The organism is Lysobacter enzymogenes (assembly GCF_023617245.1).
In the GTDB taxonomy this organism is placed as follows: Bacteria; Pseudomonadota; Gammaproteobacteria; order Xanthomonadales; family Xanthomonadaceae; genus Lysobacter; species Lysobacter yananisis.
Genome location: NZ_CP067396.1, coordinates 2,561,023 through 2,587,786, shown reverse-complemented (window position 1 = coordinate 2,587,786; position 26,764 = coordinate 2,561,023). Strand labels below are relative to the sequence as shown.

23 protein-coding genes and 1 pseudogene are annotated in these 26,764 nt (G+C 70.5%); 16 read left to right on the top strand and 8 right to left on the bottom strand.

All coding sequences use genetic code 11. The features are described 5' to 3' along the window. Window positions 1-229: 229 nt before the first annotated feature. The 7 genes from ykgO (at window position 230) to JHW41_RS10830 (ending at window position 5,929) form a co-directional block, all read left to right on the top strand. Window positions 230-355: a type B 50S ribosomal protein L36 gene (ykgO, locus tag JHW41_RS10860; protein ID WP_010342887.1), complete on the top strand. Its 126-nt coding sequence runs from the start codon at window positions 230-232 to the stop codon at window positions 353-355. Between the two features lie 203 nt (window positions 356-558). After that, a complete protein-coding gene (locus tag JHW41_RS10855) occupies window positions 559-888 on the top strand; it encodes a hypothetical protein (RefSeq protein WP_057947918.1) in 330 nt (109 codons plus the stop codon). Window positions 889-892: 4 nt separating this feature from the next. Further along, on the top strand, window positions 893-1,942 hold the full coding sequence (locus JHW41_RS10850; protein ID WP_250449904.1) for an agmatine deiminase family protein: 1,050 nt from the start codon (window positions 893-895) through the stop codon (window positions 1,940-1,942). Window positions 1,943-2,479: 537 nt separating this feature from the next. After that, entirely contained in the window at window positions 2,480-3,385 is a 906-nt protein-coding gene (locus tag JHW41_RS10845) for a carbon-nitrogen hydrolase (protein WP_250449903.1), read from the top strand. Further along, window positions 3,385-3,957, top strand: a complete 573-nt coding sequence (locus JHW41_RS10840) for a GNAT family N-acetyltransferase (RefSeq protein ID WP_250449902.1) — start codon at window positions 3,385-3,387, stop codon at window positions 3,955-3,957. Before JHW41_RS10845 ends, JHW41_RS10840 begins: the two co-directional genes overlap by 1 nt. A 359-nt stretch (window positions 3,958-4,316) precedes the next feature. Then, on the top strand, window positions 4,317-4,934 hold the full coding sequence (locus tag JHW41_RS10835; protein WP_057947922.1) for a TetR/AcrR family transcriptional regulator: 618 nt from the start codon (window positions 4,317-4,319) through the stop codon (window positions 4,932-4,934). Between the two features lie 176 nt (window positions 4,935-5,110). Next, window positions 5,111-5,929 (top strand): alpha/beta hydrolase, encoded by an 819-nt coding sequence (locus JHW41_RS10830; protein ID WP_250449901.1) that lies wholly within the window; start codon window positions 5,111-5,113, stop codon window positions 5,927-5,929. Window positions 5,930-6,177: 248 nt separating this feature from the next. On the opposite strand, the gene JHW41_RS10825 is transcribed toward JHW41_RS10830, so the two are convergent. Continuing rightward, on the bottom strand, window positions 6,178-6,447 hold the full coding sequence (locus tag JHW41_RS10825; protein WP_250449900.1) for a hypothetical protein: 270 nt from the start codon (window positions 6,445-6,447) through the stop codon (window positions 6,178-6,180). A gap of 119 nt (window positions 6,448-6,566) precedes the next feature. Between JHW41_RS10825 and JHW41_RS10820 the strand changes: the two genes are divergently transcribed. Then, a complete protein-coding gene (locus JHW41_RS10820; protein ID WP_057947924.1) occupies window positions 6,567-7,778 on the top strand; it encodes a TraB/GumN family protein in 1,212 nt (403 codons plus the stop codon). 226 nt (window positions 7,779-8,004) lie between these two features. Here JHW41_RS10820 and JHW41_RS10815 read toward each other — a convergent pair whose 3' ends face one another. The 3 genes from JHW41_RS10815 to JHW41_RS10805 form a co-directional block, all read right to left on the bottom strand. After that, window positions 8,005-11,112, bottom strand: coding sequence for an efflux RND transporter permease subunit (locus tag JHW41_RS10815; RefSeq protein ID WP_250449899.1), 3,108 nt, complete (start codon window positions 11,110-11,112; stop codon window positions 8,005-8,007). Window position 11,113: 1 nt separating this feature from the next. Further along, entirely contained in the window at window positions 11,114-14,611 is a 3,498-nt protein-coding gene (locus JHW41_RS10810) for an efflux RND transporter permease subunit (RefSeq protein WP_428995536.1), read from the bottom strand. Between the two features lie 127 nt (window positions 14,612-14,738). Beyond that, the gene (locus tag JHW41_RS10805) at window positions 14,739-15,887 is read right to left on the bottom strand and encodes an efflux RND transporter periplasmic adaptor subunit (RefSeq protein WP_250449897.1); all 1,149 of its coding nucleotides are present in this window, start codon (window positions 15,885-15,887) and stop codon (window positions 14,739-14,741) included. Between the two features lie 373 nt (window positions 15,888-16,260). Here JHW41_RS10805 and JHW41_RS10800 point away from each other — a divergent pair, with 373 nt between their 5' ends. Continuing rightward, a complete protein-coding gene (locus JHW41_RS10800) occupies window positions 16,261-16,653 on the top strand; it encodes a c-type cytochrome (RefSeq protein ID WP_250450949.1) in 393 nt (130 codons plus the stop codon). Window positions 16,654-16,664: 11 nt separating this feature from the next. Next, window positions 16,665-17,117 carry a c-type cytochrome gene (locus JHW41_RS10795; RefSeq protein ID WP_250449896.1) on the top strand — a complete coding sequence of 151 codons (453 nt, stop codon included), beginning with the start codon at window positions 16,665-16,667 and terminating at the stop codon, window positions 17,115-17,117. A 373-nt stretch (window positions 17,118-17,490) separates the two neighbouring features. On the opposite strand, the gene JHW41_RS10790 is transcribed toward JHW41_RS10795, so the two are convergent. Both JHW41_RS10790 and JHW41_RS10785 read right to left on the bottom strand, forming a co-directional pair. After that, entirely contained in the window at window positions 17,491-19,233 is a 1,743-nt protein-coding gene (locus tag JHW41_RS10790; protein WP_250449895.1) for a hypothetical protein, read from the bottom strand. 19 nt (window positions 19,234-19,252) lie between these two features. Next, on the bottom strand, window positions 19,253-19,849 hold the full coding sequence (locus JHW41_RS10785) for an NfuA family Fe-S biogenesis protein (protein WP_057947929.1): 597 nt from the start codon (window positions 19,847-19,849) through the stop codon (window positions 19,253-19,255). Between the two features lie 139 nt (window positions 19,850-19,988). Here JHW41_RS10785 and JHW41_RS10780 point away from each other — a divergent pair, with 139 nt between their 5' ends. Genes JHW41_RS10780 through JHW41_RS10770 form a run of 3 tightly spaced genes read left to right on the top strand, consistent with a single transcriptional unit; the run spans window position 19,989 to window position 21,321 of the window. Next, the gene (locus JHW41_RS10780; protein ID WP_207525032.1) at window positions 19,989-20,330 is read left to right on the top strand and encodes a 4a-hydroxytetrahydrobiopterin dehydratase; all 342 of its coding nucleotides are present in this window, start codon (window positions 19,989-19,991) and stop codon (window positions 20,328-20,330) included. Beyond that, the gene (locus JHW41_RS10775; protein ID WP_250449894.1) at window positions 20,323-20,751 is read left to right on the top strand and encodes an energy transducer TonB; all 429 of its coding nucleotides are present in this window, start codon (window positions 20,323-20,325) and stop codon (window positions 20,749-20,751) included. Before JHW41_RS10780 ends, JHW41_RS10775 begins: the two co-directional genes overlap by 8 nt. 24 nt (window positions 20,752-20,775) lie before the next feature. After that, window positions 20,776-21,321, top strand: a complete 546-nt coding sequence (locus JHW41_RS10770) for a hypothetical protein (RefSeq protein WP_250449893.1) — start codon at window positions 20,776-20,778, stop codon at window positions 21,319-21,321. A 7-nt stretch (window positions 21,322-21,328) separates the two neighbouring features. Here JHW41_RS10770 and JHW41_RS10765 read toward each other — a convergent pair whose 3' ends face one another. After that, entirely contained in the window at window positions 21,329-22,288 is a 960-nt protein-coding gene (locus tag JHW41_RS10765) for an RluA family pseudouridine synthase (protein ID WP_250449892.1), read from the bottom strand. Window positions 22,289-22,801: 513 nt separating this feature from the next. Here JHW41_RS10765 and JHW41_RS10760 point away from each other — a divergent pair. After that, window positions 22,802-26,362 carry a ribonuclease E/G gene (locus tag JHW41_RS10760; protein WP_250450947.1) on the top strand — a complete coding sequence of 1,187 codons (3,561 nt, stop codon included), beginning with the start codon at window positions 22,802-22,804 and terminating at the stop codon, window positions 26,360-26,362. Window positions 26,363-26,427: 65 nt separating this feature from the next. Here JHW41_RS10760 and JHW41_RS26850 read toward each other — a convergent pair whose 3' ends face one another. Next, window positions 26,428-26,508, bottom strand: a complete 81-nt coding sequence (locus tag JHW41_RS26850) for a DUF6053 domain-containing protein (protein WP_428995535.1) — start codon at window positions 26,506-26,508, stop codon at window positions 26,428-26,430. On the opposite strand from JHW41_RS26850, the gene JHW41_RS26845 reads away from it, so the two are divergent. After that, on the top strand, window positions 26,489-26,689 hold the full coding sequence (locus JHW41_RS26845; RefSeq protein ID WP_428995500.1) for a DUF6053 domain-containing protein: 201 nt from the start codon (window positions 26,489-26,491) through the stop codon (window positions 26,687-26,689). The genes JHW41_RS26850 and JHW41_RS26845 overlap by 20 nt on opposite strands. Window positions 26,690-26,696: 7 nt before the next feature. Then, window positions 26,697-26,750 (top strand): annotated as a pseudogene (locus tag JHW41_RS26840) (DUF6053 domain-containing protein); the annotation flags it as partial. Window positions 26,751-26,764: the final 14 nt, after the last annotated feature.

Genomic DNA, 26,764 nt, shown 5'->3' with positions numbered 1-26,764 from the left:
CCGCGGCGCGCGCAGCGGTCCCGTGGCCGCCCTCGCCGACCCCGCGGCGGACGCCGGCCGGCGACGGATCGGCGCCAAACCGGCGGCGGAACCGGCACGCCGCGCCCCCGGCGCGGCCGGATTTCGCGCCCGGGCATGCAACCACTTGATCGGACGGCATTTTGTCCGCTAGAATCGCGGGCTAGCTTTTTCACACCCATCCCATCCACTCAACCAGCCGAGATCTGTCATGAAGGTCCTGTCCTCTCTGAAGTCGGCGAAGGCCCGCCACCGCGACTGCAAAGTCGTTCGCCGCCGCGGCAAGGTCTTCGTGATCTGCAAGTCGAACCCGCGTTTCAAGGCGCGTCAGCGCTGATCCGCAGCCGCGGGCCACGGCCCGCCGCTTGAGGTTCAAGTCGAAAGCCGCCGCAAGGCGGCTTTCTTCGTTCTCATCCCCTCCACCGGCCCCGCTTCACCGTCCGGGCCGGCCTTGTTTCGCCAAACCGTGACGCCCGCACCCTGCCGCTGAACGTCACCTTGTGCCTAGAATCCCGCGTCCTTTGCCCAGGTGAATTCGCCATGAAGCTGCGCGTTGCCGTTGCACCCCTGCTCGCCCTGCTGGCCCTGTCCGGTACCGCGTCCGCCGATACCCTGCTGATCCAGCGCGTGCAGGAAGAAGGCAAGGCGGCCCTGCCGGTGCGCGGCCAGAGCATGGACCAGGTCAAGGCGCGCTACGGCGAGCCGGCCCAGCGCCTGGATTCGCGCGGCGGCCAGAAGAAGGCGTGGCCGCAGATCAACCGCTGGGTGTATCCGGCCTTCACCGTGTACTTCGAGAAGAGCCGGGTGATCGACGTGGTGGCGAACAAGGCCGGCACCGGCGAAATCGGGCCGAAACCGCCTATCCTTTGAGGTTATGACCAACAACGCATTGCGCTTCCCCGCGGAGTGGGAACCCCAGTCCGCGGTCCTGATCGCGTGGCCGAACGCCGACACCGACTGGGCCGACCGCCTGGGCGAGGTCGAGGAGACCTACATCGCCCTGGTCGCGGCCATTACCCGCTTCCAGCCGGCGCTGATCTGCGTGGCCGACGACGACGTCCAGGCCTACGCCCGCGCGCGCCTGTCCTCGGCCCGGATCGACATGAGCCGGGTGCGCTTCATCGACGCGCCCTACGACGACACCTGGCTGCGCGATTCCGGCCCGATCACGCTCAAGCGCGAGGACGGCGGTGAGCGCGATGGGTTTCGCCTGCTCGACTTCCGCTTCACCGGCTGGGGCGGCAAGTTCGACGCCAGCCAGGACGACCTGCTGGTCGAGCGCCTGCATGAGCAGGGCGTGTTCGCGGACAGCGAGCGCGAGAGCATCGATTTCGCCCTGGAAGGCGGCGGCATCGAAACCGACGGCGCCGGCACCCTGCTGACCACCTGGCGCTGCCTGCACGAACGCCACCCGACCCTGAGCCGCGACGAGATCACCGCCAAGCTGTCGGCGTGGCTGCGCCAGGAGCGCGTGCTGTGGCTCGACCACGGCTACCTCGAAGGCGACGACACCGACGCCCACATCGACACCCTGGCCCGCTTCGCCGCGGTCGACGCCATCGTCTACCAGGGTTGCGACGATCCGTCCGATTCGCACTACGCCGAACTGCAGGCGATGGGCGCCGAACTGGCCGCGCTGCGCACCCGCGACGGCCAGCCATACCGCTTGTTCGAGTTGCCGTGGGCGAAGCCGATCATCGACGAAGACCGCCGGCTGGCGGCCAGCTACGCCAACTTCCTGATCGTCGACGGCGCGGTGCTGATGCCGGCTTACGGCGATGCCGCCGACGACGCCGCGCAGGCGGTGCTGGCGCAGGCGTTCCCGGACCGCGAGATCGTCGCGGTGCCGTGCCGGCCGCTGATCTGGCAGAACGGCAGCCTGCATTGCGTGACCATGCAATTGCCCCGGGGCGTGGTGGCGTAAGCCTCGCCGCATACCGCGGAGCGCGGCTTGCGCTCCGCGGCGTGTTCGCTGTTGCGTTCGCGCGGGCTAATTCGTCGCGGCTCCGAATCACAGCGATCCTGAGTCGTTGCGCCCCTGAATGCTGCGCCGCTGAGTTCCCGTGCCGCCCAGGTTCGCCGCCTCCTGAACCTCCGTCATTCCGGCGAATGCCCGACCCCATTTTGATTTTGCTGTCGCCTTTGCCCTGCCGGCGGGAAAAGCAAAAATCAAAATGGGTTCCGGCTTTCGCCGGAATGACGGTTGGGGGAGCGATCGAACTGGTAACGCGCTCGCCGCACCCAGTTCCAGCACCGGTTTCGGACTCAGCTCCGGCCCCGGCTTCGGCCCCGGCCCCGGCCCCGGCTTCGGCTCCGGCTTTCGGCTCCGGCTTCGGCACCGACTCCAGCTCAGTTCCAGCCGCGATCCCAACCCAGCCCCGCGCCCCTACCGCCGCGACGCTCCGCGTCATCGCGTATTTCCTACAATGGGCCTCCGCCCCACCGCCGGACCGCGCTCCCGATGAAGAAGAACACCCTCCCCGTCGCCCTGATCCAGGACCGCGACCACGGCTCGCGCGAGGCCAACCTCGCCAACATCGAGCAGCGCGTCGGCGAAGCCGCCAAGCAGGGCGCCAAGCTGGTGCTGCTGCAGGAACTGCACAACGGCCCGTATTTCTGCCAGCACGAATCGGTGCAGGAGTTCGATCTGGCCGAACCGATCCCCGGCCCCAGCACCGAGCGCCTGGGCGCGCTGGCCAAACAGCACGGCATCGTCCTGGTCAGCTCGCTGTTCGAGCGCCGCGCGCCTGGCCTGTACCACAACACCGCGGTGGTCTACGAGACCGACGGCGCCATCGCCGGCAAGTACCGCAAGATGCACATCCCCGACGATCCGGGCTTCTACGAGAAGTTCTACTTCACTCCGGGCGACATCGGCTTCGAGCCGATCCAGACCTCGGTCGGCCGCCTCGGCGTGCTGGTGTGCTGGGACCAGTGGTATCCCGAAGGCGCGCGGCTGATGGCGCTGGCCGGCGCCGAACTGCTGCTGTACCCGACCGCGATCGGCTGGGACCCGAGCGACGCCCAGGACGAGAAGGACCGCCAGCGCAATGCCTGGATCCTCAGCCACCGCGGCCACGCGGTCGCCAACGGGCTGCCGGTGCTGAGCGTCAACCGCGTCGGCTTCGAACCCTCGCCCCTGGCGTCGGAAAATACCGCGGGCGCGTCGGGCATCCAGTTCTGGGGCTCCAGCCACGTGCTCGGCCCGCAGGGCGAGTACCTGGCCGAGGCCAAGACGATGGAGCCGGAGATCCTCATGGCCGAAGTCGACCTGCAGCGCAGCGAGCACGTGCGGCGGATCTGGCCGTTCCTGCGCGACCGCCGCATCGACGCCTACGCCGACCTGCTCAAGCGTTACCGCGACTGATGGCCGCCGCCGCGCCGCCGCTGCGCCTGCGCGCGGCGGTCGAGTCCGACCTGGATGCGATCGCCGCGTTGTATGCGCTGGAAGTGCGCGAAGGCGTGGCGACGTACGAGTACGACGTGCCCGACCGGTCCGAGATGCGCCGGCGCTGGCGCGCGATCGTCGAGGCCGGCTATCCCTATCTGGTCGCCGAACGCATCGAGGACGGCGCGGCCCGCTTCGCCGGCTACGCCTACGCCAGCGCCTACCGCACCCGCATCGGCTACCGCTGGACGGTGGAGAACTCGGTGTATGTCGAGCCGGCCAGCCATGGCCGCGGCATCGGCGGCGCGTTGATGCGGCGGCTGATCGCCGACTGCACCGCGCTGGGCTTCCGGCAGATGGTCGCGGTGATCGGCGACGGCAGCAACGCCGCGTCGGTGGCCCTGCACGAACGGCTCGGCTTCAGGCTCGCCGGCGTGTTCCCGGGGCTGGGGCGCAAGCACGGGCGCTGGCTGGACACCGTGCAGATGGTGTTGCCGCTGGGCGACGGCGATGTCGGCGAACCGGACCCGGGCGTGCCCGGGCTGAAGTGAGCGCCGGCGGGTTCCGCTGTTTCTGACTTAAAAGTTTTCTGACCTGGAAGTTTCCTGACCGGAAGCGTCGGGCCTGAAGGCCCTCCCACCATCGCCTTGTGGGAGGGCCTTCAGGCCCGACGCTTTTGTTTCAGGCCCCGCAAAGGCAACACCGGGCAAGTCAGGCCAAAGTCCCCATTGCGCCGGGAAAACACAATTTGAAACCCCGCCGTCGGCGTTTTTAGGTCACAACGGTGACAGTGCCGGACGCCGCGATTGCGGCGCCGGCGGACGCCCCGGCCCAGGCCGGAGGAAGCGGCGCCCCGGACCGGCCGACGAACGGTTCGAATAAAACGAACGGACGTGCTAATTTGCGCGCTATGTCCTCCCTGACCGCCACCAACAAAGGCGCCGCGACCCGCGAAGCCATCCTCGAACAGGCCTACAGCATCGCCTGCTCGGCCGGCCTGGAAGGCCTGTCGATCGGCCCGCTGGCGGCCGCGGTGGGCATGTCCAAGAGCGGCGTGTTCGCCCATTTCGGCTCGCGCGAAGACCTGCAGTTGGCGGTGCTGGACAAGGCCAGCGAGCGCTTCATCGGCTATGTGCTGCTGCCGGCGCTGAAGTGCCCGCGCGGGCTGCAGCGGCTGCGCGGGATCGTCGAAGCCTGGTTCGACTGGTCGCGCCACACCGACGGCGGCTGCGTGTTGCTGGCCGCGGTCAACGAATACGACGACCGTCCCGGCTCCCTGCGCGACAGCGTGGTCGACCAGCAGAAGCGCTGGCACCAGGAACTCGGGCGCGCCGTGCAGCTGGCGATCGACACCGGCGAACTCGAGTCCGACACCGACACCGCCCAACTCGCGTTCGAGATCTACGGCCTGGCGCTGGTGGTCCACCACGACGCCGGCCTGTTCGGCTTCGACGCCGCCCTGGTCCGCGGCTTGCGCGCCTACGAGCGGCTGATCCGCTCCTACGCCGCCGCGCCGGTTCCCGCCTGATCCTATCCGGGCCGGCCCTACCTGGCCCGATCCTTCCTCCCGCCTGATCCTCTCCCACGAGGCCCGCCATGCCCAGCGCTATCACCAAAATTAGCACGACCGTTCGTCATGTTACCCAGTTATACGGGCTGCGCCTGGGCTTCGCCGTAGGCGGCTGGCTCGCACCGGAGGCGACCATGCGCCGCGCCGCCGAGCTGTTCTGCACCCCGTTCGCCTCGACCCGTCGCCGCGCGCTGGCCGCGCCGACCTTCGACGCGCGCGAGGACGTGTTGCGCGTGGACGGCCAGGCCATCGCCTGCTACGTCTGGGGCGAGCCGCAGCGCCAGCCGTACGTACTGTTCGCCCACGGCTGGTCCAGCCACGGCACCCGGGTGGCGCGCTGGCTGCCGGCGCTGCGCGCGGCCGGCTATGCCGTGGTCGCCTTCGACCAGCCCGCGCACGGGCGCAGCGAGGGCCGGCTGGCCACCCTGCCCGACTTCACCCGCCACCTGCAGGCGGTCGGCGCGCATTACGGGCCGGCGGCGGCGGTGATCGGGCATTCGCTCGGCGGCGCCGCGACGCTGCTGGCGATGGCGCGCGGCCTGCGCGCCGAGCGCGCGGTGCTGATCGCGCCGGCGGCCGACCCGGTCGCCGCGGTCAAGCGCTTCGCCCGCTTCCTGTGGGTCGGCGAGGACCTGTGCCGGCGCATGTTCGCCTACTTCGAAGCGCGCATCGGCATCAGCTTCGACTCGCAGCAGGCGCACCGCAACGCGCCGAGCATGGGCCGGCCGGCGCTGATCGTGCACGACCTGGGCGACCGCGAGGTGCCGTGGGCCGAGGGCGAGCGCTACGCGCGCTACTGGCCGGGCGCGCGGCTGCTGACCACGCAAGGGCTGGGGCACAACCGCATCGCCGACGACACTGCGGTGATCGGGGCGGCGCTGCGGTTCCTGCGCGGCGAGGCGGTCGGCGACAAGGTGGTGTCGAGCGAGAACCTGCCGTATGGGATGGCGTGAGGCTTGCGGGATCGTCGCGACCTGAGCCGAAAGCGTCGGGACTGAAGTCCCTCCCACAACAGCTGCGCCGGCCTTGAGCCCCCCGGGGACGGCCTTCAGGCCCCGCCACGTGGGAGGGCCTTCCTGTCCAGCTATGTGGGAGGACCTTCCGGTCCAGCCATGTGGGAGGGCCTTCAGGCCCGACGCTTTCCGTTCCGACCTTAAGAACCCATCGATTCCGGGCAAGCGCGAACCGGTCCGGCCGAAGCTCACCCCTCCCGCTTCGGCCGGGCCGTTCGCCTCATCGGTGAAACGGCCGACGCGTCCGAGCGCAAGGCATCGCTGGCGCGGGCGATCGACGATGCAGCATTGGGGCGAGAAATCCGCCGCGCCGCGCTGAAACAGGTGCTGGCACTGTCCGCGAACCCTGCCCGCTCGACGCCTGCGCGCAGCCGGACCGCCACCCACGGCAAGCCCCAGCCCAACGCCGCACCCCGGCCGCCGGCCGGCCCGACGGCGAGCGCCAGCAACACCGCCATAGTGCCGCGCCGGGCCCGCACCCGAGCGTCGCGGCGGGTTTGCCGGGCACCGGGCCCAGCCTCTATGCTGCGGGCCTTTCTGTGCTCCGGCACAGCTGCCGCGAGCCGCCAACATCCGCATGAACGAACCGCTTCCCGTCTCCGACGGCCTGCAAGGCCAACCGCACGCCATCGTCGAACGCGACGGGGTCCGCTACACCCTGCTGGGCACCGCGCACGTATCGCAGGCCAGCGTCGAGGCGGTGCGCGACGCGGTCGGCAGCGGCCGCTTCGATGCGGTCGCGGTCGAGCTCGATCCGCAGCGCCTGCAGGCGCTGTCGGATCCGGACGCGCTGGCGCGGCTGGACCTGATCCAGGTGATCCGCTCGGGCAAGACCGCGCTGTTCGCCGCCAACCTCGCGCTGGCCGCGTACCAGCGCCGGCTGGCCGAACAGCTCGGCATCGAACCCGGCGCCGAACTCAAGCGCGCGGTGACCGAGGCGCGCGAACGCGACCTGCCGGTGCACCTGATCGACCGCGAGGTCGGCCTGACCTTCCGCCGCGCCTCGCAGCGGCTGGGCTTCTGGGGCCGGACCAAGCTCGGCGTCGGCCTGGTCACCAGCCTGTTCGCCGCCGACGAGGTCGGCGAGGACGAAATCGAGAAGCTCAAGCAGGGCGACATGCTCGAATCGAGCTTCGGCGAGTTCGCCAAGGAAAGCCCGCAGCTCTACGAGACCGTGATCGCCGAGCGCGACCGCTACATGGCCGCGCGCCTGCGCGAGAGCGCGGGCGAGTCGCGCGAGGTGCTGGCGGTGGTCGGCGCCGGCCATCTGCAGGGCCTGGCCCGGCATCTGCGCGAAGACCAGGGCGACCCGGTCGCGCAGCGCACCGAGCTGGAGCAGGTCAAGACCAAGAGCAAGGTGCCGTGGGTGATGATCGCGATCACCACGCTGATCCTGGCCGGCATCGCCTGGGGCTACTGGAAGGGCGGCGCGGCGATGGGCACCGACCTGCTGCTGCAGTGGGTCATGTACACCGGCGGCCTGGCGGCGCTGGGCTGCCTGCTCGCCGGCGGCCATCCGTTGAGCATCCTCACCGCGGCGCTGGTCGCGCCGCTGAAGCCGTTCCGGCCCGGCGTGCCGGCCGGCGCGGTCAGCGCGCTGGTCGAGGTGCACCGGCGCAAACCGGCCTACCGCGACTTCATGGCCCTGCGCGACGATGCGCAGACCGTCGGCGGCTGGTACCGCAACCGGGTCGCGCGCGTGGTGCTGAACTTCATGCTGACCAACATCGGCACCGGCATCGGGGTGTGGCTGGCGGGGTTCCGGATCGCCAGCAAATTGGTCGGATGAGTCGGTAATCCCGAAGCGCGGGCCCCGCCGCGTCCTCGCCTCGCGAAAAACGGCGCCGCAGTCATGCGGCGCCGTTTTCGCATGCGTGCGGCCCGACGCGAAAACCGGTTGCGCCCTGCAGGAGCGGCGCGAGCCGCGACCGCGACACCGCGCTTACGGCGCAACCTTGCGAGCCCGCGGTCGCGGCTCGCGCCGCTCCTACAGGGCTAAACGCAACTTCCGCGGCTCAGGCTTGCGCCGTCGCCGCCCCCGTCGCCGCGCCGCCGCGCGCGCGCCGCACCAGCCCCGCGGTGCCCGAACGCAGGTCGTCGAGCAGGGCGTAGATGGTCGGCAGGAACAACAGGCTGACCACGGTCGAGAACGCCAGCCCGCCGGCCACCGCGCGCGCCATCGGCGAATAGGCCAGGCCGCCGAGCACCACGGTGTCGCTCAGCGAGATCGGGATCATCGCCAGGATCGCCGTGCCCATGGTCATCATGATCGGGCGCAGGCGTTCGCGGCTGCCCTCGATCAGCGCCTCGCTGCGGCTGAGCCCGCGCCGGCGCAGGTTGTTGATGTGCTCGACCATGACGATGCCGTTGTTCACCACCACGCCCATCAGCACCAGGATGCCGATGAAGGCCATCACCGTGAACGAGCTGCCGGTCAGCCAGAACAGCCAGAACACGCCGAAGATCGAAAACACCACGCAGCTCATGATCGCCGCCGGGAACAGCAGCGATTCGAACACCGCCGCCATCACCACGTAGATCATCACCAGCGCCAGCACCAGATTGATCATCATCTGCTTGCCGGCGTCGTCGTCGCGCTCGAACGAGCTGCCGTCGAAGCTGTAGTGGTAGCCGGCCGGGAACGCCACGGCCTTGAGCGTTTCCTCCATCGCCTTGCGCGCGTCCGGCGTGGTCGCCTTGCCGTTGAGCGCGGCGACTATGGTCAGCGTGGTCTGGCGGTTGTTGCGGTTGATCTGGCTCGCGGTCGGACGCACGCTGACGTCGACCATCGCCAGCAGCGGCACGCTGCGGCCGTCGGGCGAACGCACGGTGAACTCGGACAGGTTCTCGATGCCGTAGCTCTCCGCGCCGGCGAAGCGCGCCCACACCGGCACCTCGGTCTCGCCGCGCTGGAAGTCGCGCAGCTGGGCGCCGCGCAGGGCCAGGCCGACGAAGCGCGAGACTTCCTCGACGCTGAAACCGAACGAGGCCGCGCGCTCGCGGTCCACGCGCACGTTGAGCTCGGTGTTGCGATCGCCGATGTCCACCCGCACGTCGCGCAGCTCCGCGCGGCGCGAGAGGATCGGCACGATGTCGGCGGCCAGATCGCTCAGGGTCTCGGTCGAGTCGCCAACCAGCTGCACCTGCACGTTCTTGCCGTCCTGCCCGCCCCCGCCGCCACCGCCGCCGCCATTGCCGCCGGCCGACACCGTGACCTCGGCCTTGGCCGACTTGGGCAGGTCCTTGGACAGCCGGTCCAGCAGCGCCTTGGTGTTGTCGACCTTGTCCTCGAAGAACTGCAGCCGGGTGCCGCCGCCTCCGCCGCCCTCCTCGCTGAAGAACGAGTAGATCTGCTTGATGTGGTACTGCTTGCGGCGCGGCTCCAGGTACTGCTCGATCTTGAGGATCTCGTCGGACATCTGCTGGCGGGTGTAGCTGCCCTTCCAGTGGTAGCCGATGAAGGCCTCCTTGCCGCCCTCGTTGCCGAACATGTCGTACTTGGTCTTCACCATCGGCACCACGCTGACGGCGACGATGAGGACGATGCCGGCGACGCTGAGGCCGCGATGCTCCAGGGTCCAGCGCAGGAAGCGCGCGTAGCTGCGCTGCAGGCGCGGGATCAGGCCGCGGTCGCTGGCCACCGCCGGCGGGGTCTTGAGCCGCGCCGAGAGCATCGGGATCAGGCTCACCGCCACCAGCCACGAGGCCAGCAGCGACACCGAGATGGTGATGGCGATCTGCGACATGAAGATGCTGATGTCGTTGGTCTCGCCGAGCAGGTTGGGCAGGAACACGATGCAGTGGCACAAGGTGCCGGCCGACAGCGCGATGGCGACGTGGCGGGTGCCGATGATCGAGGCCAGCTCGGGCTGGTCGGGCATCTTCTCGCGTTCCTGGTAGATGCTCTCCACCACCACCACCGCGTTGTCGACCAGCATGCCCACCGCCAGCAGCAGGCCCATCAGCGACAGCACGTTGAGGGTCACGCCGAAGAAGTGCATGAAGCCCAGGGTCATCACGAAGCAGATCGGGATCGCCAGGGTCACCATCAGCGTCGACGGCCAGTGGCGCAGGAAGAAGAACAGCACCGCGACCGACAGCAGCAAGCCGATGCCGCCGGCCTCGGCCAGCTCCAGCAGCGAATCGGTGACGTCCTTGCCCTGGTTGGAGACGACCTTGATCTCGATGTTGCGCAGCGCCGGCTGCGCGCGGATCGCCTCGACCTCGGCCAGGGCCAGGCGCGAGACCTCGACCAGGTTGGCGCTGCGCTCCTTGAAGATGTCCAGGCCGATCGCCGGGCGCCCGTCCAGGCGCCGGCCGGTGTCCAGCCGCGCCGGCTTGAGCCGCACGTCGGCGATGTCGCGCAGCTTCAGGCCCTTGTTGTTGATCGAGACGTTGCGGAACTGCTCCAGGTCGACCACCTGGCCGATCGGCTGCACCCGCAGGCGGCGGCCGCCGTCCTCGATCTCGCCGGCGGAAATGGAGAAATTCAGCGCCTGCAGGCTCTTGGTCAGGGTGTTGAGATCGACGCCGTGGGCGACCAGGCGGTCGGGCAGGATCGCGATCTCGACCTCGTTCGGCGCGGCGCCGCCGATCTCGACCTTGGCCACGCCGGGAATGCGTTCGAGCCGGCGCTTGAACTCGCGGTCGATCAGGTCGTACTCGCGGCTCAGGTCCATGTCGCCGGCCAGGCGCACCTGCAGCACCGCCTCGTCGGAGGACGACCACTTGAACACGAAGTAGCGCTGAAAACCGTCCGGCAGGTCGTCCATGATCGCGTCGATGCGCTCGCGCGCGTCGGACGCGGCGATCGAGATGTCGCGGTCCCAGTCCTTGAACTGCAGGAAGATCGACGCGCTGTCCGAACGCGCGTTGCCGTTCATGCTCTTGATCCCGGTCATCGTCGCCAGCGCCTCTTCGGCCGGGCGCAGGATCGTGCGTTCCACCTCTTCCGGGGTGGAGCCGTCGTACGGCAGCTGGATGAACAGGAACGGCGCGGAAATGTCCGGCAGCGACTCCAACGGCAGCCGCACGGCCGCGATCAGGCCGATCACGAACATCGACACGAACAGCATGATGGTCGTGATCGGCCGCTTGATGCTGATCTCGGCGACGCCGCTCATGTCAGTGCGCCTCGGTCAGCGGATCGTTGTCGTGGCCGATCTTGTCGGCCACCGCTTCGTCGCGGCGCCGGGCCTTGCGCACGCGTTCGCGGTAGTAGGCGTCGCCGCGGCGGTCGAGCAGGTCGTACACCACCGGGATCACCACCAGGGTCAGCAGGGTCGACACCAGCAGGCCGCCGATCACGGTGATCGCCATCGGCGAGCGCACTTCCGCGCCTTCGCCGGTGGCGATGGCCAGCGGCAGGAAGCCGAACAGGGTGCACAGCGTGGTCATGATGATCGGACGCAGGCGCGAGCGCGCGCCTTCGATCAGCGCCTCGCGCTTGGCCATGCCGTGCTCGCGCAACTGGTTGACCTTGTCGATCAGGATGATCGCGTTCTTCACCACCAGGCCGACCAGCAGGATCAAGCCGATGAACACCACCACCGACACGGTCGAGTTGGTCAGCAGCAGCGCCAGCACCGCGCCGACTAGGGCCAGCGGGATGGTGAACAGGATCACGAACGGGTGCAGCAGCGACTCGAACTGCGAGGCCATCACCAGATACACCAGGAAGATCGCCAGCCCGAACGCGAACAGCAGCGAGTTGATCGATTGCTGCAGTTCCTCGCCCTGACCGCCGATGTGCATGCGCACCTCCGGGCTCAGCGGCTGCTCGCGCACCATCTTCTCGACCTCGGCGATGGCGCCGCCCAGGTCGATGTCGCGCAGGTTCGACGACACGATCGCCACCCGCACCTGGTCGGCGCGGTGGATCTCGCTGGGGCCGGTGGTGGCGATCACCTGCGCCACCGATTCCAGCGTCACCGGGCGGTTGCTGCCGGGATTGACGATCAGCCGGCGAATGCCCTCGATCGAGGCGCGGTCGGCCGCGCGCGCGCGCACCAGCACGTCGATCTTGCGGTCGCGGAAGCTGTAGCGGGTGGCGACGTCGCCGCGCACCTTCTTGACCACGATGTCGGCGATGTCGCGGGTGGCCAGGCCGAGCGCGCCGGCGCGGTCCTGGTCGAAGCGGATCTGGATCTCGGGGAAGCCCTGCTCCACCGTCGATTTGACGTCGGCGAAATGAGCGTTGCCGCGCAGCAGCTTGGCCATGTGCTGGCCGGCGCGCTGGATGGTGTCCAGGTCCTGGCCGCGCAGCTCGATTTCCAGCGGCGTGGAGAAGCTGAAAAGCTGCGGGCGGGCGAAGTCGACCTGCGCGCCGGGATGCGCGCGCATGGTCTGGCGCAGGCGCTCGGTTTCCTCGGCCTCGACCTGCTTGCTGCCGCCGTCGGCCATCACCACGGTGATCTTGCCGATGTTCTCGCCGCTCTCGGTCGGGTTCGCGTCCAGCCGCGTGCCGCTGCCGCTGACGCCGAACCAGGCGCGGATGCCGGGGTCCTTCTCGTGCTTGGACTGGATCTCGCGCACCAGCTTGTCGGTCTCGCGCAGCGGCGTGCCCGGCGGCAGCTTGACGGTCATGTCGAAGCGGTCCTGGGCCAGCTGCGGGATCAGGTCGGCGCCCAGCAAAGGCACCGCCGCGAGCGTGGCGACGAACGCCGCGCCGGCCAGGGTCAGCACCAGCCCGCGATGGGCCAGCGCCGCCGGCAGCAGCTTCAGATAACCGCGTTCGGCGCGGCCGTACGGCGCCATCGCGACGTCGCTGGCCTTGCCCATGACCGGGCCGAGCACCGCGCCGAGCAGGCGCCAGACCCGCACGATCGCCCAGGCGATGCCGAAGAACACGCTGCGCACGCCGATGGCGATGCCGCGCGGGATCCACGCCAGCGCGCGCAGCAGCCGGTTGTTCGGCTCCCAGCGCGGATGCGGCGCTTCTTCCTGGAAGCCCAGCGCCGGCCGCCCGCGCAACGCGCTGAGCATCGGGATCAGGGTCATCGACACGATCAGCGAGATGCCGATCGCCAGCGCCACGGTCAGCGCCTGGTCGCGGAACAGCTGGCCGGCGATGCCTTCGACGAACACCAGCGGCAGGAACACCGCGATCGTGGTCAGGGTCGAGGCCACCACCGCCATGCTGACTTCGCGGGTGCCGGCGACGGCCGCCTCGAGCACGCCCAGGCCGCGTTCGCGCGCCTTGGCGATGGATTCCAGCACCACGATCGAGTCGTCCACCACCAGGCCGGTGGCCAGCGCCAGGCCGCCCAGCGACATCACGTTGAGGCTCAGGCCGAGCCGGTCCATGAAGAAGAACGTGGCCACGATCGACACCGGCAGCGACAGGCCGATCACGAACGTGCTCCAGCCGTCGCGCAGGAACAGGAAGATGATCAGGATCGCCAGCAGGCCGCCGATCACCGCGTCCTTCTTGACGTCGGCGATGGCGTGGCGGATGAACTGCGACTGGTCGTCGATGGTGGTCAGCTCGACGTCCGGCGGAATCTGCGTCTTGATCTGCTCCAGCCGCGCCTGCACCGCATCGGCCGTGGCCACGGTGTTGGCGTCGCCTTCCTTGTAGATCGCCAGCTCCACCGCTTCCTTGCCGCCCAGGCGGATGATCGCCTCGCGTTCCTTGTAGCCCTGGCGGACGTCGGCGATGTCCTTGAGCCGCACCGGCTTGCCGCCGGCGGGCGTGCTCTGGCTACCGTCGTTGGCGCTCTGCACCGAGGCCGCCGCGGCCATCGCGTCGGCCGAACCCGAGGCCGCGGCCACCCGCGCCATCTCGGCGGCGGCGTCGGCGGCGGCGCTGCTGCCCTGGTTCTGGGTGGTGACCAGCATCTCGCGGATTTCCGGCACGGTCGCGAACTCGTTGACCGTGCGCACCAGATAGCGCTGCTGCCCTTCTTCCAGGCGGCCGCCGGAGATGTTGACGTTCTCGGCCTTGAGCCGCTGGATCACCGTGTCGATCGGCAGGTTGAGCTGGGAGATCTTCTGCTGGTCGATGTCGACCTGGATCTCGTCCTCGAGGCCGCCGCCGACCTTGACCGCGGCCACGCCCTCGACCGGCTCGAGCTTCTTCTTCAGGTCGTCGTCGGCGTAGCGGCGCAGCGCGGTGAGCTGGCGGATCGCCTCGGTCTCGCCGGCCGTGTCGCCGCCCTTGTTGGACAGGGCGATGCGCAGGATCGGCTCGGTCGAGGGATTGAAGCGCAGCAGCACCGGCTTCTTGGCCTCCAGCGGCAGCTGCACGATCTCCATCTTGTCGCGCACCTCCAGGCTGGCCTGGTCCATGTCGGTGCCCCAGGCGAACTCCAGCACCACGTCGCTCTGGCCGGTGCGCGAGACCGACTTGAGCTTGCGCAGGCCCTTGACCACGCCGACCGCCTCTTCCAGCGGCTCGGTGATCAGGGTCTCGATCTCGGTCGGCGCGGCGCCGGTGTATTCGGTGCGCACGGTCAGCGTGGGATAGCTGAGATCGGGCAGCAGGTTGACCTTCAGGCTGTTGAGCGCGATCACGCCGAACAGCAGGAAGGTGATGGTGACCATCGCCACGGTGACCCGGCGGCGGGTGGAAAACTCCACCAGGTTGAAGGACGTCGCGTCCGGAAGCTGAGCCACAGCCAGTCCTCAGTTTCGGTATTGGAGTTCGGTACGGACCGGCGCACGGCGCGGCCGGGGCCGCACCGTGGCGGCAGGCGCCGCATGTCGCCTCCGCGCCGCGCCGGTCGCCCGGCGGCGGCGCGGCGGCCGCTTACTGCTTGATCGGCGCCTTCGCGGCCGGCGCGGCCGCGCTGGCGACCGGCTTGGCGTTGATCGGCAGCACTTCGCTGCCTTCGCGCAGCGCGGTCTTGCCGGCCACCACGACCTGGTCGCCGAGCTTCACGCCCTGGCGCACTTCGGCCCACGAGCCGTCGAGGTAGCCCAGCTTGACCGAGGTGCGCGCGACCTTGTTGCCGCGGACCACGAACACCGCCGGATCGCCCTCGTCGTCCAGCAACGCCGCGCGCGGCACCACCAGCGCGTCGGCGCGGCTGTCGTAGTCGATGCGCAGGCGCCCGAACATGCCCGGCTGCAGCACGCCGCCGCCGACGAACGAGCAGATCACCCGGAAGGTGCCGCTGCCGGAATCCACCACCGGCGCGATCCGGTCGACCTTGCCCTCGAAGCTCTTGCCGGGCATCGCGTCGACCGTCATCTGCACCGGCTGGCCGGCCTTCAGCGTGGCCAGCTCGCGCTCGGGCACGTTGAGGGTGGCTTCCAGCATCGAGGTGTCGACGATGCGGATGATCGGCGAGTTGATCTGGACGAAGTTGCCGGCCTTGATCGAACGCGAGGCGACCACGCCGGAAATCGGCGCCTCGACCTTGGCGTAGGACAGTTCCAGGTTGGCCAGGCGATTGGCGGCGCGCGCGTTTTCCATGTCGTAGCGCAGCTGGTCGTTGTCGTTGGCGCTGAGCAGGCGCTGCTCGGCCAGCTGGCGCGAGCGGGCGTAGTTGGCCTCGAGCTTGCGCAGGGTCGCGCCGGTCTGCGCCGCCTGCTGTTCGGCGCGGGCCGAATCCAGCCGCACCAGCACCTGCCCGGCCTTGACCTGCTGGCCTTCCACGACCATCACGTCGAGCGCCACGCCGGAGGTCTTGGCCACCACCTGCGACTCGGCGCGCGCCTCCAGCGGCGCGGTGCCGGTGTAGCTGGCGGCGATCGCGCGCCGGGTCGCCGCGGCGATCTCCACCGGTACGGCGTCCGATACCTTGTCCTTGCCTTCCTTGGCCTGCGCGTCGGCGGCGCCCGCGCCGCCCTTGCAGGCCGACAGGCCCAGCGCGCAGGCCAGCGCCAATGCAGCCACCGCTGCCGTGACGCGCACCGCCGGACCGCCCTCGCGGTTGTTGGTGAGTTGACGCATTCGAGACGACCCCAAAAGTGCTATTAAATTCGTCGGTTACCGGTCGTATGCCGGTGTTGTATATAGGTATATCACCGGCCCGGAGGAGCAACATCCGCCGAAGGTCATGATGACTGGAGCCATGGCATCGATCTGAGGCAGGGTAAGCGCGCAAGCCTTGTGGCGGTTGCGCTTGCGCCGCTTTCGCGATCCAGGTCCGGTCCTCGCCGGGGCGCCGCCGCGGTTCCGCGACCGGCGTCAGTATGGATGCATCCAGGGACGGCTTCGTTGCAATCGCCGCGCCGGCTATACTCGCGGACTTGTGCGCGGTCACGGCCGCGCAGAGCCAGCCACCACCTTTCGCTAGCCACTCGAGATTGCGGACTACGACATGATGCGACCGCTGACGATCGCCGCCTGCTTCGCCCTGACCCTGGCCGCCGCGAGCGCGGCTGCGCAAGACCCCGCCCCGGCCGCGACGGCGCCCGCCGCCGCCCCGGCCACCGCAGCGCCCGCCGCGGCCGCGCCCAGCATCAAGGGCAATCCGCAGACCGGCCGCCAGCTCACCTACACCTGCCAGGGCTGCCACGGCGTCACCGGCTACAAGAACGCCTACCCGAACTACCACGTTCCCAAGATCGTCGGCCAATCGCCGGAGTATCTGGCGAACGCGCTGAACGAGTACAAGAAGGGCACGCGCAAGCACCCGACGATGCAGGCCCAGGCCCAGAGCTTCTCGGACCAGGACATCGCCGACATCGCCGCCTTCCTTTCCAGCGCCAAGTGAGCCGACGCCCCATGACGAATCCCAGCCTACTGCGCGGCCTCGCCATCGCCTCGCTCGCCTTCGCCCTGGCCGCCTGCTCCAACCCCGGCGACGCCCCGGCCGGCCATTCCTCGGCCGACCGCAACGAAGGCCACACCTCCTCGTCCTCGGGCCTGCCGGCCGGCACCGCGGCAGCCGGCGAGAAGCTCGCCAACACCAAGGGCCAGGCCACCGGCCAGTCCTGCGTGGACTGCCACGGCGCCAAGGGCAACGCCCCGATCGACGGGCTCACCCCGAAGCTGGCCGGCCAGTACCACGACTACATCGCCCACTCGCTGCAGATGTACCGCGACGGCGACCGCGAGCACTCGCTGATGTCGTCGCAGGCCAAGGCCCTGAACGACCAGCAGATCGCCGACCTCGCCGCCTACTTCGGCTCGATCCAGGAAGGCGCCACGCTGCGCGACCTGCACGGCATCCACTGAGTCCCGCCGCCAGGCGCGAACCTCCGGACGGCCCGCGCATGCGGGCCGTTCGCGTTATGCGAAGGCGTCGGGGCCGGCGCTTTCGGCTCCCGGGCGATGCGGCTACAGAGCGAACCGATCGAACGGCGTCGGGGCTGAAGCCCCTCCCACAACAGCAACGGGCGAAGCCAGCGAAGGCTTTTGTGGGAGGGCCTTCAGGCCCGACGCTTTCGGCTCCGAGGCGATAAGCCCCGAGGCGAACTGATCGAAGAGCTTCGGGGCTGAAGCCCCTCCCACTGCGGCCGCTGCATCGACGCGCTTGCTGCAGCCGCGCCCGCTGCGGCACTTCGAAGCCAGGCCCCGCCCACTACACCACCCGCCCTACACCTGCACCCTAGCCGCCCGGCGGCGGGCGCACGCTGCCGTTGTCTTCCTGCAGGTGCGGCTTGAACGGCACGTCCGGCGGCGGTCTCGCCTCGGCCGGTTGCTCGTTGAGGTTGGGGTCGCTGATGCCGCAGCCGCCGCCGAGCATCAGCAGCGCCACCGAGCACTGGATGCGCTTGCTGGTGCCGGGAATCGGGATCATCACGTTCTTAACGCTGCGCCGCACCCACTCGGCCAGCAGGGTTTCGTTCGGCCGCCAGTACTTGTCCAGCGTGGTCGGCTCGTAATCGGTCGGCTTGCGCTTGAGCCAAGTGCCGGCGCGGTCGAGGTTCTTGATTTCCTCGGTGACCGTGCCCGGCGGGAAGCCCGGCGACGCCGAACCCGGCGCGTCGGCGATGCGCGGGCTGCCGTCGGCGTTGTACAGGCCCGGCCCGCCACCGGGGCGGTTGCGCGCGGAATCGCCCCAGTCGTCGCCGCGCTTGGGCGTCGGCCAACTGCCTGGAGCCGCTGCCGGCTTGGGACCGGCGCCGGCGCTCGCCGTCGGCGGCGTCTGCGCGGCGGCGCTGGGGCCGGCCGCCGGCGTGCGGGCCGCGGCCGGGCTCGAACTCGAAGGCGCCGGCGTCGCCGCCGTGGCGCTCGGCGCGGCCGGCGCGGTGGTCTGCGCGGGCGTGGCGGCCGGTTGCTCCGACGCCGCCGGGCTCGCGCTCGGCGCCGGCGGGGTCGGAATCTCGGCGACGCGCACCTGCGGCGTCGCGCTGCGCAGCTGCGGCGCCTCGACCGGCCGCTGCGGCAATTCGCGCACGCTCGGCAGGACCGGCGCCTGCACCGGCGCGGGCACCTCGCGCAACGTCAGTTCGCGCTGGCGCACGCTCACGTCCGGCGCGGCGATCTGCCGTTGCGGCAATGGCAGCGACGGCGGCTGCACCGGCGCGGGCACCTCGGCGCTGCGCAGCGGCTGCTCGGCCGCCTGGATCTGCGGCGCGCGCAGGCTCTCGTCCACGCGCTTGCGCGTCGGCGGCAGCACGAACACCTGCGGCGCGTCCGGCAGTTCCTTGCTGACCATCACCGGTTGCTCGACCGTCGGCGGCGGCACCTGCGGCTCGGGCACGTCGCGCACCGCGACGTCGGGCAACTGCGCCTGCAACTGCGGCGTCGGCGGCGCCGCCATCGCGACCTGGGCCGGCGGCACCGGCTCGGCCTGCGCGGCCTGCGCCGGCGCGGGTTCGGCCGGCGGCGCTGGCGGCGCGGGCGCCTGGCTGGACGGCTGCGGCTGTTCGCTGGGCTGCTGCGGGCCGCCACCGGGCTCCTGCGGCGTGCCCTTGCCGACGTATTCGATCATCGTCACCGTCTCGCCGCGCGGCGGCGGCTGGGTGGCGAAGTACTGCAGGTACATCAGCCACACCAGCAATCCGCCGAACAGCAAGTGCCAGAACAGCGACACCACGCCCGCGCCCCAGCGCAGGCGGCGATCCTCGGGTTCCGGCGGCAGCCATTGCTGGCGCCACAAGGTGGCGAACGCCTGCCAGCGGTTCAGCGCCGGCGCGCGCCGCGGTGGCGCGGCCAGCGGACGCTCGACGAACACCGCGGTCCAGGCGTCGGAAGTCGCGCCGGTCACCGCGCCCGGACGCGCGCTCTGCGCGTCCAGCCAATGCTGCCAGCCGGCGGGAAACTGCCCGGGCTCGGGCGAATCGCGGCGCAGGCTCAGCCGCAACCGGCGCTGCAGGGCTTCGATGATCGATGCGGCGGTGGGCACAGGCGGCGCCGCGGCGGGGTCAGGCCGCGCTGTCGCGCGGGATGTACGGCGCCTGGCCGGTGTCGTGGTCGGTGGCGTCGCGCACGGCGGTCACGCCCGGCACCTTGCTCATCAAGGTGGTCTCGATGCCCTGCTTGAGGGTGACATCGGCCATGCCGCAGCCGTGGCAGCCGCCGCCGAAGCGCAGCAGCACCACGCCGTCGGCGGTGACTTCCTGCACCGACACGTGGCCGCGGTGCTGGGCCAGCTGCGGGTTGATCTCGTTCTCGACCAGCCAGTGCACGCGCTCGACCAGCGAGGCCGAATCGGCCGGCGCCTCGCCCTTGATCTTGGGCGCGCGGATCTGCAGCTGGCCGCCGGTGGCGCGGGTTTCGTAATCGATCTCGGCGCCGTCGAGGTACTTCACGCTGTCGGCGCGCAGCCACAGGGTGAAGCCTTCGCAGTCGATCGCCCACTCGTCGCCGTCCAGGTCCGCCGGCTCGGCGAACTCCAGCCGCACGTCGGCGCGCGCCGTGCCGGGATGGACCGCCGACAGCCGCACGCCCAGGCCCGGCAGGGCCTCGCGTTCGATCAGCTTGCGGAAGTGCGCCTGGGCGGATTCGGAAATATTGATCATCGGGCTATTCTAACGGGGACGGCGCGGCGGGATGTCGCGCAGCACGCCTACGACCGCCGCGGATACGGTTCCGTTCACATGGGGCCGGCGCGGCCAGACGCAACGCCGCGGCGCCCGCGCCCGGCCGCCAGGAGTCCCCATGAACGACCTCATTCCCCTCGTCCAGGCCCATTGCGTGCCGCTGCGCGGCAGCGAGCACCGTCTCAGCGAAGCGCGCGTGCGCGAACTGCTGCCGCAGGTGCCCGGCTGGGAATTGGCCGAGGACGGCCATGCCCTCACCAAGACGTTCCGCTTCGACGACTACTATCGGACCATGGCGTTCGTGAACGCACTGGCGTTCATGGCCCATCGCGAGGATCATCATCCCGACCTCGGCGTGCACTACGACCGCTGCGTCGTGCGCTATTCCACCCACGACGTCGGCGGGCTGAGCGAAAACGACTTCATCTGCGCGGCCAAGGCCGAAGCCCTGATTGGTTGATCCCCTCATGAACCTCAAGCGCCGCCTGTTCGCCCCGTCCCTCGCTCTCGCCCTGGCCGCGACGGCGGCCGGCTGCGGCCAACGCGCCGCCGAGGAACCGATCGTTCCGTCCACTCCGCTGCGCGCGGTCGACACGCCGCCGCCGGACTATCCGCTGGAAATCGGCTGCGACCAGGTCGGCGGCAAGGTGGTGCTGCAGCTCACCGTCGGCCCCGAAGGCAAGCCGACCCGCGCCCGCGTGCTGACCGGCAGCGGCGTGCCCGAGCTCGATGCGGCCGCGACCAAGGGCGTGCAACGCTGGCGCTTCGAGGCCGCGACCCGCAACGGCAAGCCGGTGGCGACCGACATCCAGGTGCCGGTGACCTTCCACGCGCCGGCCGAGCGTCCGGCGCATTGCGGGCAGGCCGGCGGCGCGGGCTGAGCCGCGCCGCAGCGAAAGATCGCCATGCAATTGCAGGAACTCGCCGCGCTGGCCGAATGGGACGACGGCGACGGCCTGGGCCGGTTCGAACGTTTCGTGCCGATGCTCGGCGAACGCGTCGGGTTCGTGCTGTTCCCGGCCCGAGGCGCCGCCATGGCGGCGACCGAGGCCATGGCGCACACCGTGCGCGACGTGCTGGCGCTGGGCCCGGCCGACCTCGCCGCGATCCAGGCGTTGCTGTGGGAGGAGTGCGATTTCTCGTTCCGGGTCGCCGACTACGGCGTCGACGCGCGGCCCGGCGAGAGTTCGTTCGACGCGCACCTGCGCGAATTCGCCGTGACCGGCCCGGCCGACGCGCTGGCCAGGGCGCGCCTAGGCGAGATCCATATCGACGACGGCCACAGCGCGCGCTTCGCCCGGCTGCAGTACCACACCGTCGCCGAAAACCTGATCAGCGTGATCGTCAAGGACGGCCGCATCGTCGACTACGACGACGACGGCACCCACCTGCCCTGGTTCGAACGCGACGAACGCTACGCGCACCGGCGCCGGCGCAAGGTCCTGGGCTGAGCCGCGCTCAGCCGCCGAGCCGGTCCAGCACCTCGATCAACTCCGGCGCCAGCGGCGCATTGAGCGAATAACGCTCGCGCCCGCCGTCGAGGGCGAACTCCAGGGTCGAGGCGTGCAGGAACAGCCGGCGCAGGCCGAACTGGTCGCGCAGCTTCTTGTTGACCTCGGCCTCGCCGTACTTGTCGTCGCCGGCGACCGGGTGGCCGATGTGCTGGGAATGCACGCGGATCTGGTGGGTGCGGCCGGTCTCGATCCGCACCTCGCAATACGACTGCCCGCCGCGCCGCTCCAGCACCTTGAAGTGGCTCAGCGACGCCTTGCCGTCGCGATGCACCTGGACGTGGCGTTCGCCGCCCTGGCGCAGGCCGATGTGCAGCGGCGCGTCGACGGTCATGACGCCGTCGGGCATGCGCCCGGTCAGCAGCGCCAGGTAGCGTTTGGCGATACCGCCCTCCTCGCGCATCAGCGCCTGCATCTCGGTCAGCGCCGAGCGCTTCTTGGCCACGATCAGCAGGCCCGAGGTGTCGCGGTCCAGGCGATGCACCAGCTCCAGGGTCTGGTTCGGGCGCAGCGCGCGCAGGGTCTCGATCGCGCCGAAGCTGATCCCGCTGCCGCCGTGGCTGGCCACGCCGGAGGGCTTGCTCAGGGCCAGCAGGCGCGCGTCCTCGAACACGATCGCGCGCTCCATCGCGTCCAGAAAGCCCTTCGGCGGCGCCGGCTTGTCGCCTGCCTCAGTGAGACGAACCGGCGGAATGCGCACCTCGTCGCCGGCCTCGAGCTTGCGCTCGGCCTTGGCCCGGCCCCCGTTCACGCGCACCTGGCCGGAGCGGACCAGCTTGTAGATCAAGGACCTGGGCGCACCTTTGAGTTGGCCGAGCAGGAAGTTGTCCAGGCGCTGGCCTTCGCGATCGTCGGGCACGCGCACGGTACGGGCGCCGGCATTGCCGGAGTTTGCTGATTGGGTCATCCCGAAGCGTTATCTGTTACACTCGCGACGCGAGATAAGGTTTTGATTTCGCTGGGAGTTGTACCCGACCCTCCGCCTTCGCGGCGTGCGGTCCGGTACGGGGCCGAAAGCCCCTCCCGCGATTCCGGTCCGCGTCTAACCACTGCCCACGGGGCAGCCATGTTAGCAGCGACGGACCGGCGGAGCCCGCCCTCGCCGATGGGTAACGCCATCGCGATGAACACCAGTGCGGCGCCAGAGTCCGTCCTCGAACACGAACGAGCAGACCACTCGAAGCAGCCGCCGCCCGTCCCGTGCGGCGTTCGCGCCGCCGGCCCGAAAGTTGAGTCAAAGGTATGAGAGCGCTCCCGCGGCGTGCCGTGGTGATGTAGCGCTGGTAGTGGAGGCCTCGCCGGCGCGGCGGGCGGCCCGGAAGCGGGCGCCGAACGCGACGGCGCGGACTCAGTTCCCAGATAGCGAAACGCCATGGCGTTCCGCGCGGTAGAGCGCGCGAGGAACGCAACAATGAAGCGCATGCTGATCAACGCGACGCAGGCCGAAGAACTGCGCGTGGCCATCGTCGACGGCCAGAATCTGTACGACATCGACATCGAACAGCCGTCGAAGGAACAGAAGAAGTCCAACATCTACAAGGGCCGCATCACCCGGCTCGAGCCTTCGCTGGAAGCGGCGTTCGTCGAATACGGCGGCGACCGCCACGGCTTCCTGCCGCTGAAGGAAATCTCCCGCGACTACTTCCAGCCGGGCGTCGACCACAACAAGGCCGGCCTGCGCGAACTGCTGCGCGAAGGCCAGGAAATCGTGGTCCAGGTCGACAAGGAAGAGCGCGGCAACAAGGGCGCCGCCCTGACCAGCTTCATCTCCCTGGCCGGCCGCTACATGGTGCTGATGCCGAACTCGCCCAGCGCCGGCGGCGTCTCGCGCCGGATCGAGGGCGACGACCGCGCCGCGCTCAAGGAAGCGATGGACAAGCTGACCATCCCGGCCGACATGGGCGTGATCATCCGCACCGCCGGCGTCGGCCGCGACGCCGAAGAGCTGCAGTGGGACCTGGACTACCTGGTCAGCGTCTGGACCGCGATCACCGACGAGGCGCTGGCGCCGAAGAAGCCGGCCCCGTTCCTGATCTACCAGGAGTCGCGCCTGATCATCCGCGCCCTGCGCGACTACATGCGCCCGGACATCGGCGAGATCCTGATCGACACCGACGAGATGTACGCCGAGGCGCGCCAGTTCGTCGAGCAGGTGATGCCGCACAACCTGCGCAAGCTCAAGAAGTACGCCGACGACACCCCGCTGTTCAACCGCTTCCAGATCGAATCGCAGATCGAGAACGCCTACGAGCGCACCGTCCGCCTGCCGTCCGGCGGCGCCCTGGTGATCGACCAGACCGAGGCGCTGACCGCGATCGACGTCAACTCGGCGCGCGCCACCAAGGGCGGCGACATCGAGGAGACCGCGTTCAACACCAACCTGGAAGCGGCCGAGGAAGTCGCGCGGCAGATGCGCCTGCGCGACCTCGGCGGCCTGGTGGTGATCGACTTCATCGACATGTCGTCCAACCGCCACCAGCGCGAGGTCGAGAACCGCCTGTCGCACGCGCTCAAGCAGGACCGCGCGCGCGTGCAGATCGGCCGGATCTCGCGCTTCGGCCTGCTCGAACTGAGCCGCCAGCGCCTGCGCCCGTCGCTGGGCGAGTCCAGCCAGCTGGTGTGCCCGCGCTGCGAGGGCCACGGCCGCATGCGCAGCGTCGAGTCGCTGTCGCTGTCGATCCTGCGCGTGGCCGAAGAGCACGCGATGAAGGAGAACACCGGCCAGGTGCTGGTGCAGGCGCCGACCGAGATCGCCAACTATCTGCTCAACGAAAAGCGCCGCGCGCTGATGGAGATCGAGGCGCGCCACGACGCGCCGATCGTCATCGTCGCCGACGAGCACCTGGAAACCCCGCACTACGAAGTCACCCGGGTGCGCGAGAACGAGCTCGGCGAAGAGACCGCCAAGCCCAGCTACCAGCGCCACACCCAGCGCAAGCTGCCGGTGCACGCGCTGACCAAGGCCCACCTCAACGTGCCCGAGGCGCCGGCCGTCACCAACGTGCGCCCGGCCCAGCCGGCGCCGCTGCGCGAGCCGCGCGAAGTGCCGGCCGCCGCGCCGGCGCCCGCCCCGGCTCCGGCGCCCGCGCCGGTGGCTGCGCCGACCCACTCGGTCGGCCTGGTCGAACGCATCCTGCGCATCTTCCGCGGCACCCCGCAGCCGGCCCCGGCCGCGCCGGAACCGGCCGCGCGCGCCCAGGACGGCCGCGGCAACGGCGGCCGCAACGAAGCGCGCGGCGAGCGCGGCAACGGCCAGCGCCGCAACGACCGCAACAACGGCAAGGGCGGCCGCGACGGCCGCCGCGACGAGTCGCGCCAGCAGGATCCGCAGCAGCCGCGCCGCGAGAAGCAGGACAAGCAGGCGCAGAACCCGCAGGGCCAGCAGCAGGCCGGCGGCCAGGGCCAGCAGCAAGGCCAGCAGAAGCAGAAGCAGGGCCAGCCGCAGAACCCGCAGTCGCCCAAGCAGGCGCAGCCGCAGCAGCCCAAGCAGGGCCAGGGTCCCGGCAAGCCGCAGGCCGCGGATGCGGCCGCCCAGGGCGGCAACGGCCAGACCGGCAACGGCCAGGCCGGCAACGTTCCGTCGCCGCGACCGCCGCGCGAGCCGAAACCGCCGCGTCCGGACGCCGCCGCCGCCGCCGCCGCGACCGTCGCTGCAGCCGCCGCGGTCGCCGCGCCGGCCGTCGCCGCTGCGAGCGCGGGCGCCGCGCCCCACGCCGAAGCGCCGCTCGACCAGCCGCTGAAGAACGAAGTCGCCGACACCGTGCAGACCGATGACGTCGCCGCCGGCAACGTCGCTGCGACCGTGGGCGAAGCTGCGGCCGATGCTGCCGCGGGCGACGCCGCCGGCGAAGGCGGCGGTCGCCGCCGTCGCGGCCGTCGTGGCGGCCGCCGCCGCCGTCGCGGCAATGGCGAAGGCGCCGGCGCCGAGGGCGCCGTGGACGGCGCGCTCGACGGCGACGCCGGTTTCGACGACGAGGACGAGGCCGGCGCCGAGCCGGGCAGCGCTGTCGCCGCGCACCGTTCGCAGCCGGAGTTCGACTTCGACGATGTCGTCGCGCCGCAACCGGCGCGCGCTGTCGTCGCCGAAACCGCGCCGGCCGCCGTCGCGGCCGCCGTGGTGGCGACCCAGGTCGCCGTCGACCGGAACGAGTCCGCCGCGCCGGTCCGCAACGAAGCCGCTGCGTTCGACAACGCCGCACCGGCCCGCCGCGAAAGCGGGTTTGGCGCTGCCGCGGTCGGCGACGAGACGTCGGCGCACGCGGACCGTTCGCCCGTCGGGATCGACGCGCCTGCCCAGGAAACCCCTGCGCCGGCCGAAGTCGCGAACGACGTGGCCGACGCCGTGGCGCCGGTGAAGACCGCCGCGCCGGTCGCCGAAGCGCCCCAGCCGGCCGTCGAAGCCGTCGCGGCGCCCGCCGTCGAAGCCTCCGCGACCGACGAGGCCACCCCGGCCCAGGCGGCCGCCGAACGCCTGGAGCCGATCCAGCCGCAGGTCGAAGCGCAGGCCGACGCCAAGCCCGAAACCGCCGCACCGGTCGCCGCGACCGTGGTCGAAACCGAGGCGGTCGTCGCCGAAGTCGTGACCGCACCGGCGCCGGTCGTCGAAACGGTCGTGGCCGAGGCCGAAACCGTGCAGCCGGGCGAAGCCGAACTGGCCCAGGCCGAAGCCGCTGCCCGCGGCGCGATCGCCTCGCCGGCCGGCGAAGCCGCCCAGGCCGTGCCGGGCTTCAGCTACGCCGAGCCGCCGCAGGCCGTGGAGCCGGTCGAACCCGCCGCGGCGCCGGCCGCGCCGGTCGAGACCGACGCCGCCGGCGAACCGGCTTCGCCGCTGCTGCCGCGCACCGGTGGTTTGTTCGACGGCCTGCCGCACCCGGCCGCACCGGCGCCGGTCGCCGGCGCCGCCGAGGCGGCGGTCGAGGGCGAAGCCAAGCCGGAAGACGGCGACCAGGGCGACGGCGACTCGCACGAGCGTCGCGCCTGAGTCCCCGGGCGGCGCAAGCCGCCCCCTCCGGCAACGAAAAACCGGCCGCTCTCGCGGCCGGTTTTTTATTGCGCGCCGCCCGATCCGCGAACCGTCCAGGTGTGGGTGGGAGGGCCTTCAGGCCCGATGCTTTTGCTCCAGCTCACCGCGACCGGACCGGAAAGCGTCGGGCCTGAAGGCCCTCCCACGACAGCAAAGCACTCGGGCCTGCGGCGGAACCTTCGAGGCTCGCGTTGGCCGGTCCGAGGTCCAGACTTCATCCGCAATCGAGGCGAATTCGCCGATCGACCCGGTTCCCCACCGCCCGTTCCAGAACGGCCAGACTGAGGCACTCGTGGGAGGGCCTTCAGGCCCGACGCTCTTGTTTCAGTCCGCCGCGACCGGATCGAAAGGCGTCGGGCC

What these genes read in the sequence shown, in the direction of transcription:
- ykgO (WP_010342887.1), top strand. Translation starts at nt 230, where the DNA reads ATGAAGGTCCTGTCCTCTCTGAAGTCGGCGAAGGCCCGCCACCGCGAC.
- JHW41_RS10855 (WP_057947918.1), top strand. Translation starts at nt 559, where the DNA reads ATGAAGCTGCGCGTTGCCGTTGCACCCCTGCTCGCCCTGCTGGCCCTG.
- JHW41_RS10850 (WP_250449904.1), top strand. Translation starts at nt 893, where the DNA reads ATGACCAACAACGCATTGCGCTTCCCCGCGGAGTGGGAACCCCAGTCC.
- JHW41_RS10845 (WP_250449903.1), top strand. Translation starts at nt 2,480, where the DNA reads ATGAAGAAGAACACCCTCCCCGTCGCCCTGATCCAGGACCGCGACCAC.
- JHW41_RS10840 (WP_250449902.1), top strand. Translation starts at nt 3,385, where the DNA reads ATGGCCGCCGCCGCGCCGCCGCTGCGCCTGCGCGCGGCGGTCGAGTCC.
- JHW41_RS10835 (WP_057947922.1), top strand. Translation starts at nt 4,317, where the DNA reads ATGTCCTCCCTGACCGCCACCAACAAAGGCGCCGCGACCCGCGAAGCC.
- JHW41_RS10830 (WP_250449901.1), top strand. Translation starts at nt 5,111, where the DNA reads ATGCGCCGCGCCGCCGAGCTGTTCTGCACCCCGTTCGCCTCGACCCGT.
- JHW41_RS10825 (WP_250449900.1), bottom strand. Translation starts at nt 6,447, where the DNA reads ATGGCGGTGTTGCTGGCGCTCGCCGTCGGGCCGGCCGGCGGCCGGGGT.
- JHW41_RS10820 (WP_057947924.1), top strand. Translation starts at nt 6,567, where the DNA reads ATGAACGAACCGCTTCCCGTCTCCGACGGCCTGCAAGGCCAACCGCAC.
- JHW41_RS10815 (WP_250449899.1), bottom strand. Translation starts at nt 11,112, where the DNA reads ATGAGCGGCGTCGCCGAGATCAGCATCAAGCGGCCGATCACGACCATC.
- JHW41_RS10805 (WP_250449897.1), bottom strand. Translation starts at nt 15,887, where the DNA reads ATGCGTCAACTCACCAACAACCGCGAGGGCGGTCCGGCGGTGCGCGTC.
- JHW41_RS10800 (WP_250450949.1), top strand. Translation starts at nt 16,261, where the DNA reads ATGCGACCGCTGACGATCGCCGCCTGCTTCGCCCTGACCCTGGCCGCC.
- JHW41_RS10795 (WP_250449896.1), top strand. Translation starts at nt 16,665, where the DNA reads ATGACGAATCCCAGCCTACTGCGCGGCCTCGCCATCGCCTCGCTCGCC.
- JHW41_RS10785 (WP_057947929.1), bottom strand. Translation starts at nt 19,849, where the DNA reads ATGATCAATATTTCCGAATCCGCCCAGGCGCACTTCCGCAAGCTGATC.
- JHW41_RS10780 (WP_207525032.1), top strand. Translation starts at nt 19,989, where the DNA reads ATGAACGACCTCATTCCCCTCGTCCAGGCCCATTGCGTGCCGCTGCGC.
- JHW41_RS10770 (WP_250449893.1), top strand. Translation starts at nt 20,776, where the DNA reads ATGCAATTGCAGGAACTCGCCGCGCTGGCCGAATGGGACGACGGCGAC.
- JHW41_RS10765 (WP_250449892.1), bottom strand. Translation starts at nt 22,288, where the DNA reads ATGACCCAATCAGCAAACTCCGGCAATGCCGGCGCCCGTACCGTGCGC.
- JHW41_RS10760 (WP_250450947.1), top strand. Translation starts at nt 22,802, where the DNA reads ATGCTGATCAACGCGACGCAGGCCGAAGAACTGCGCGTGGCCATCGTC.
- JHW41_RS26845 (WP_428995500.1), top strand. Translation starts at nt 26,489, where the DNA reads ATGCTTTTGCTCCAGCTCACCGCGACCGGACCGGAAAGCGTCGGGCCT.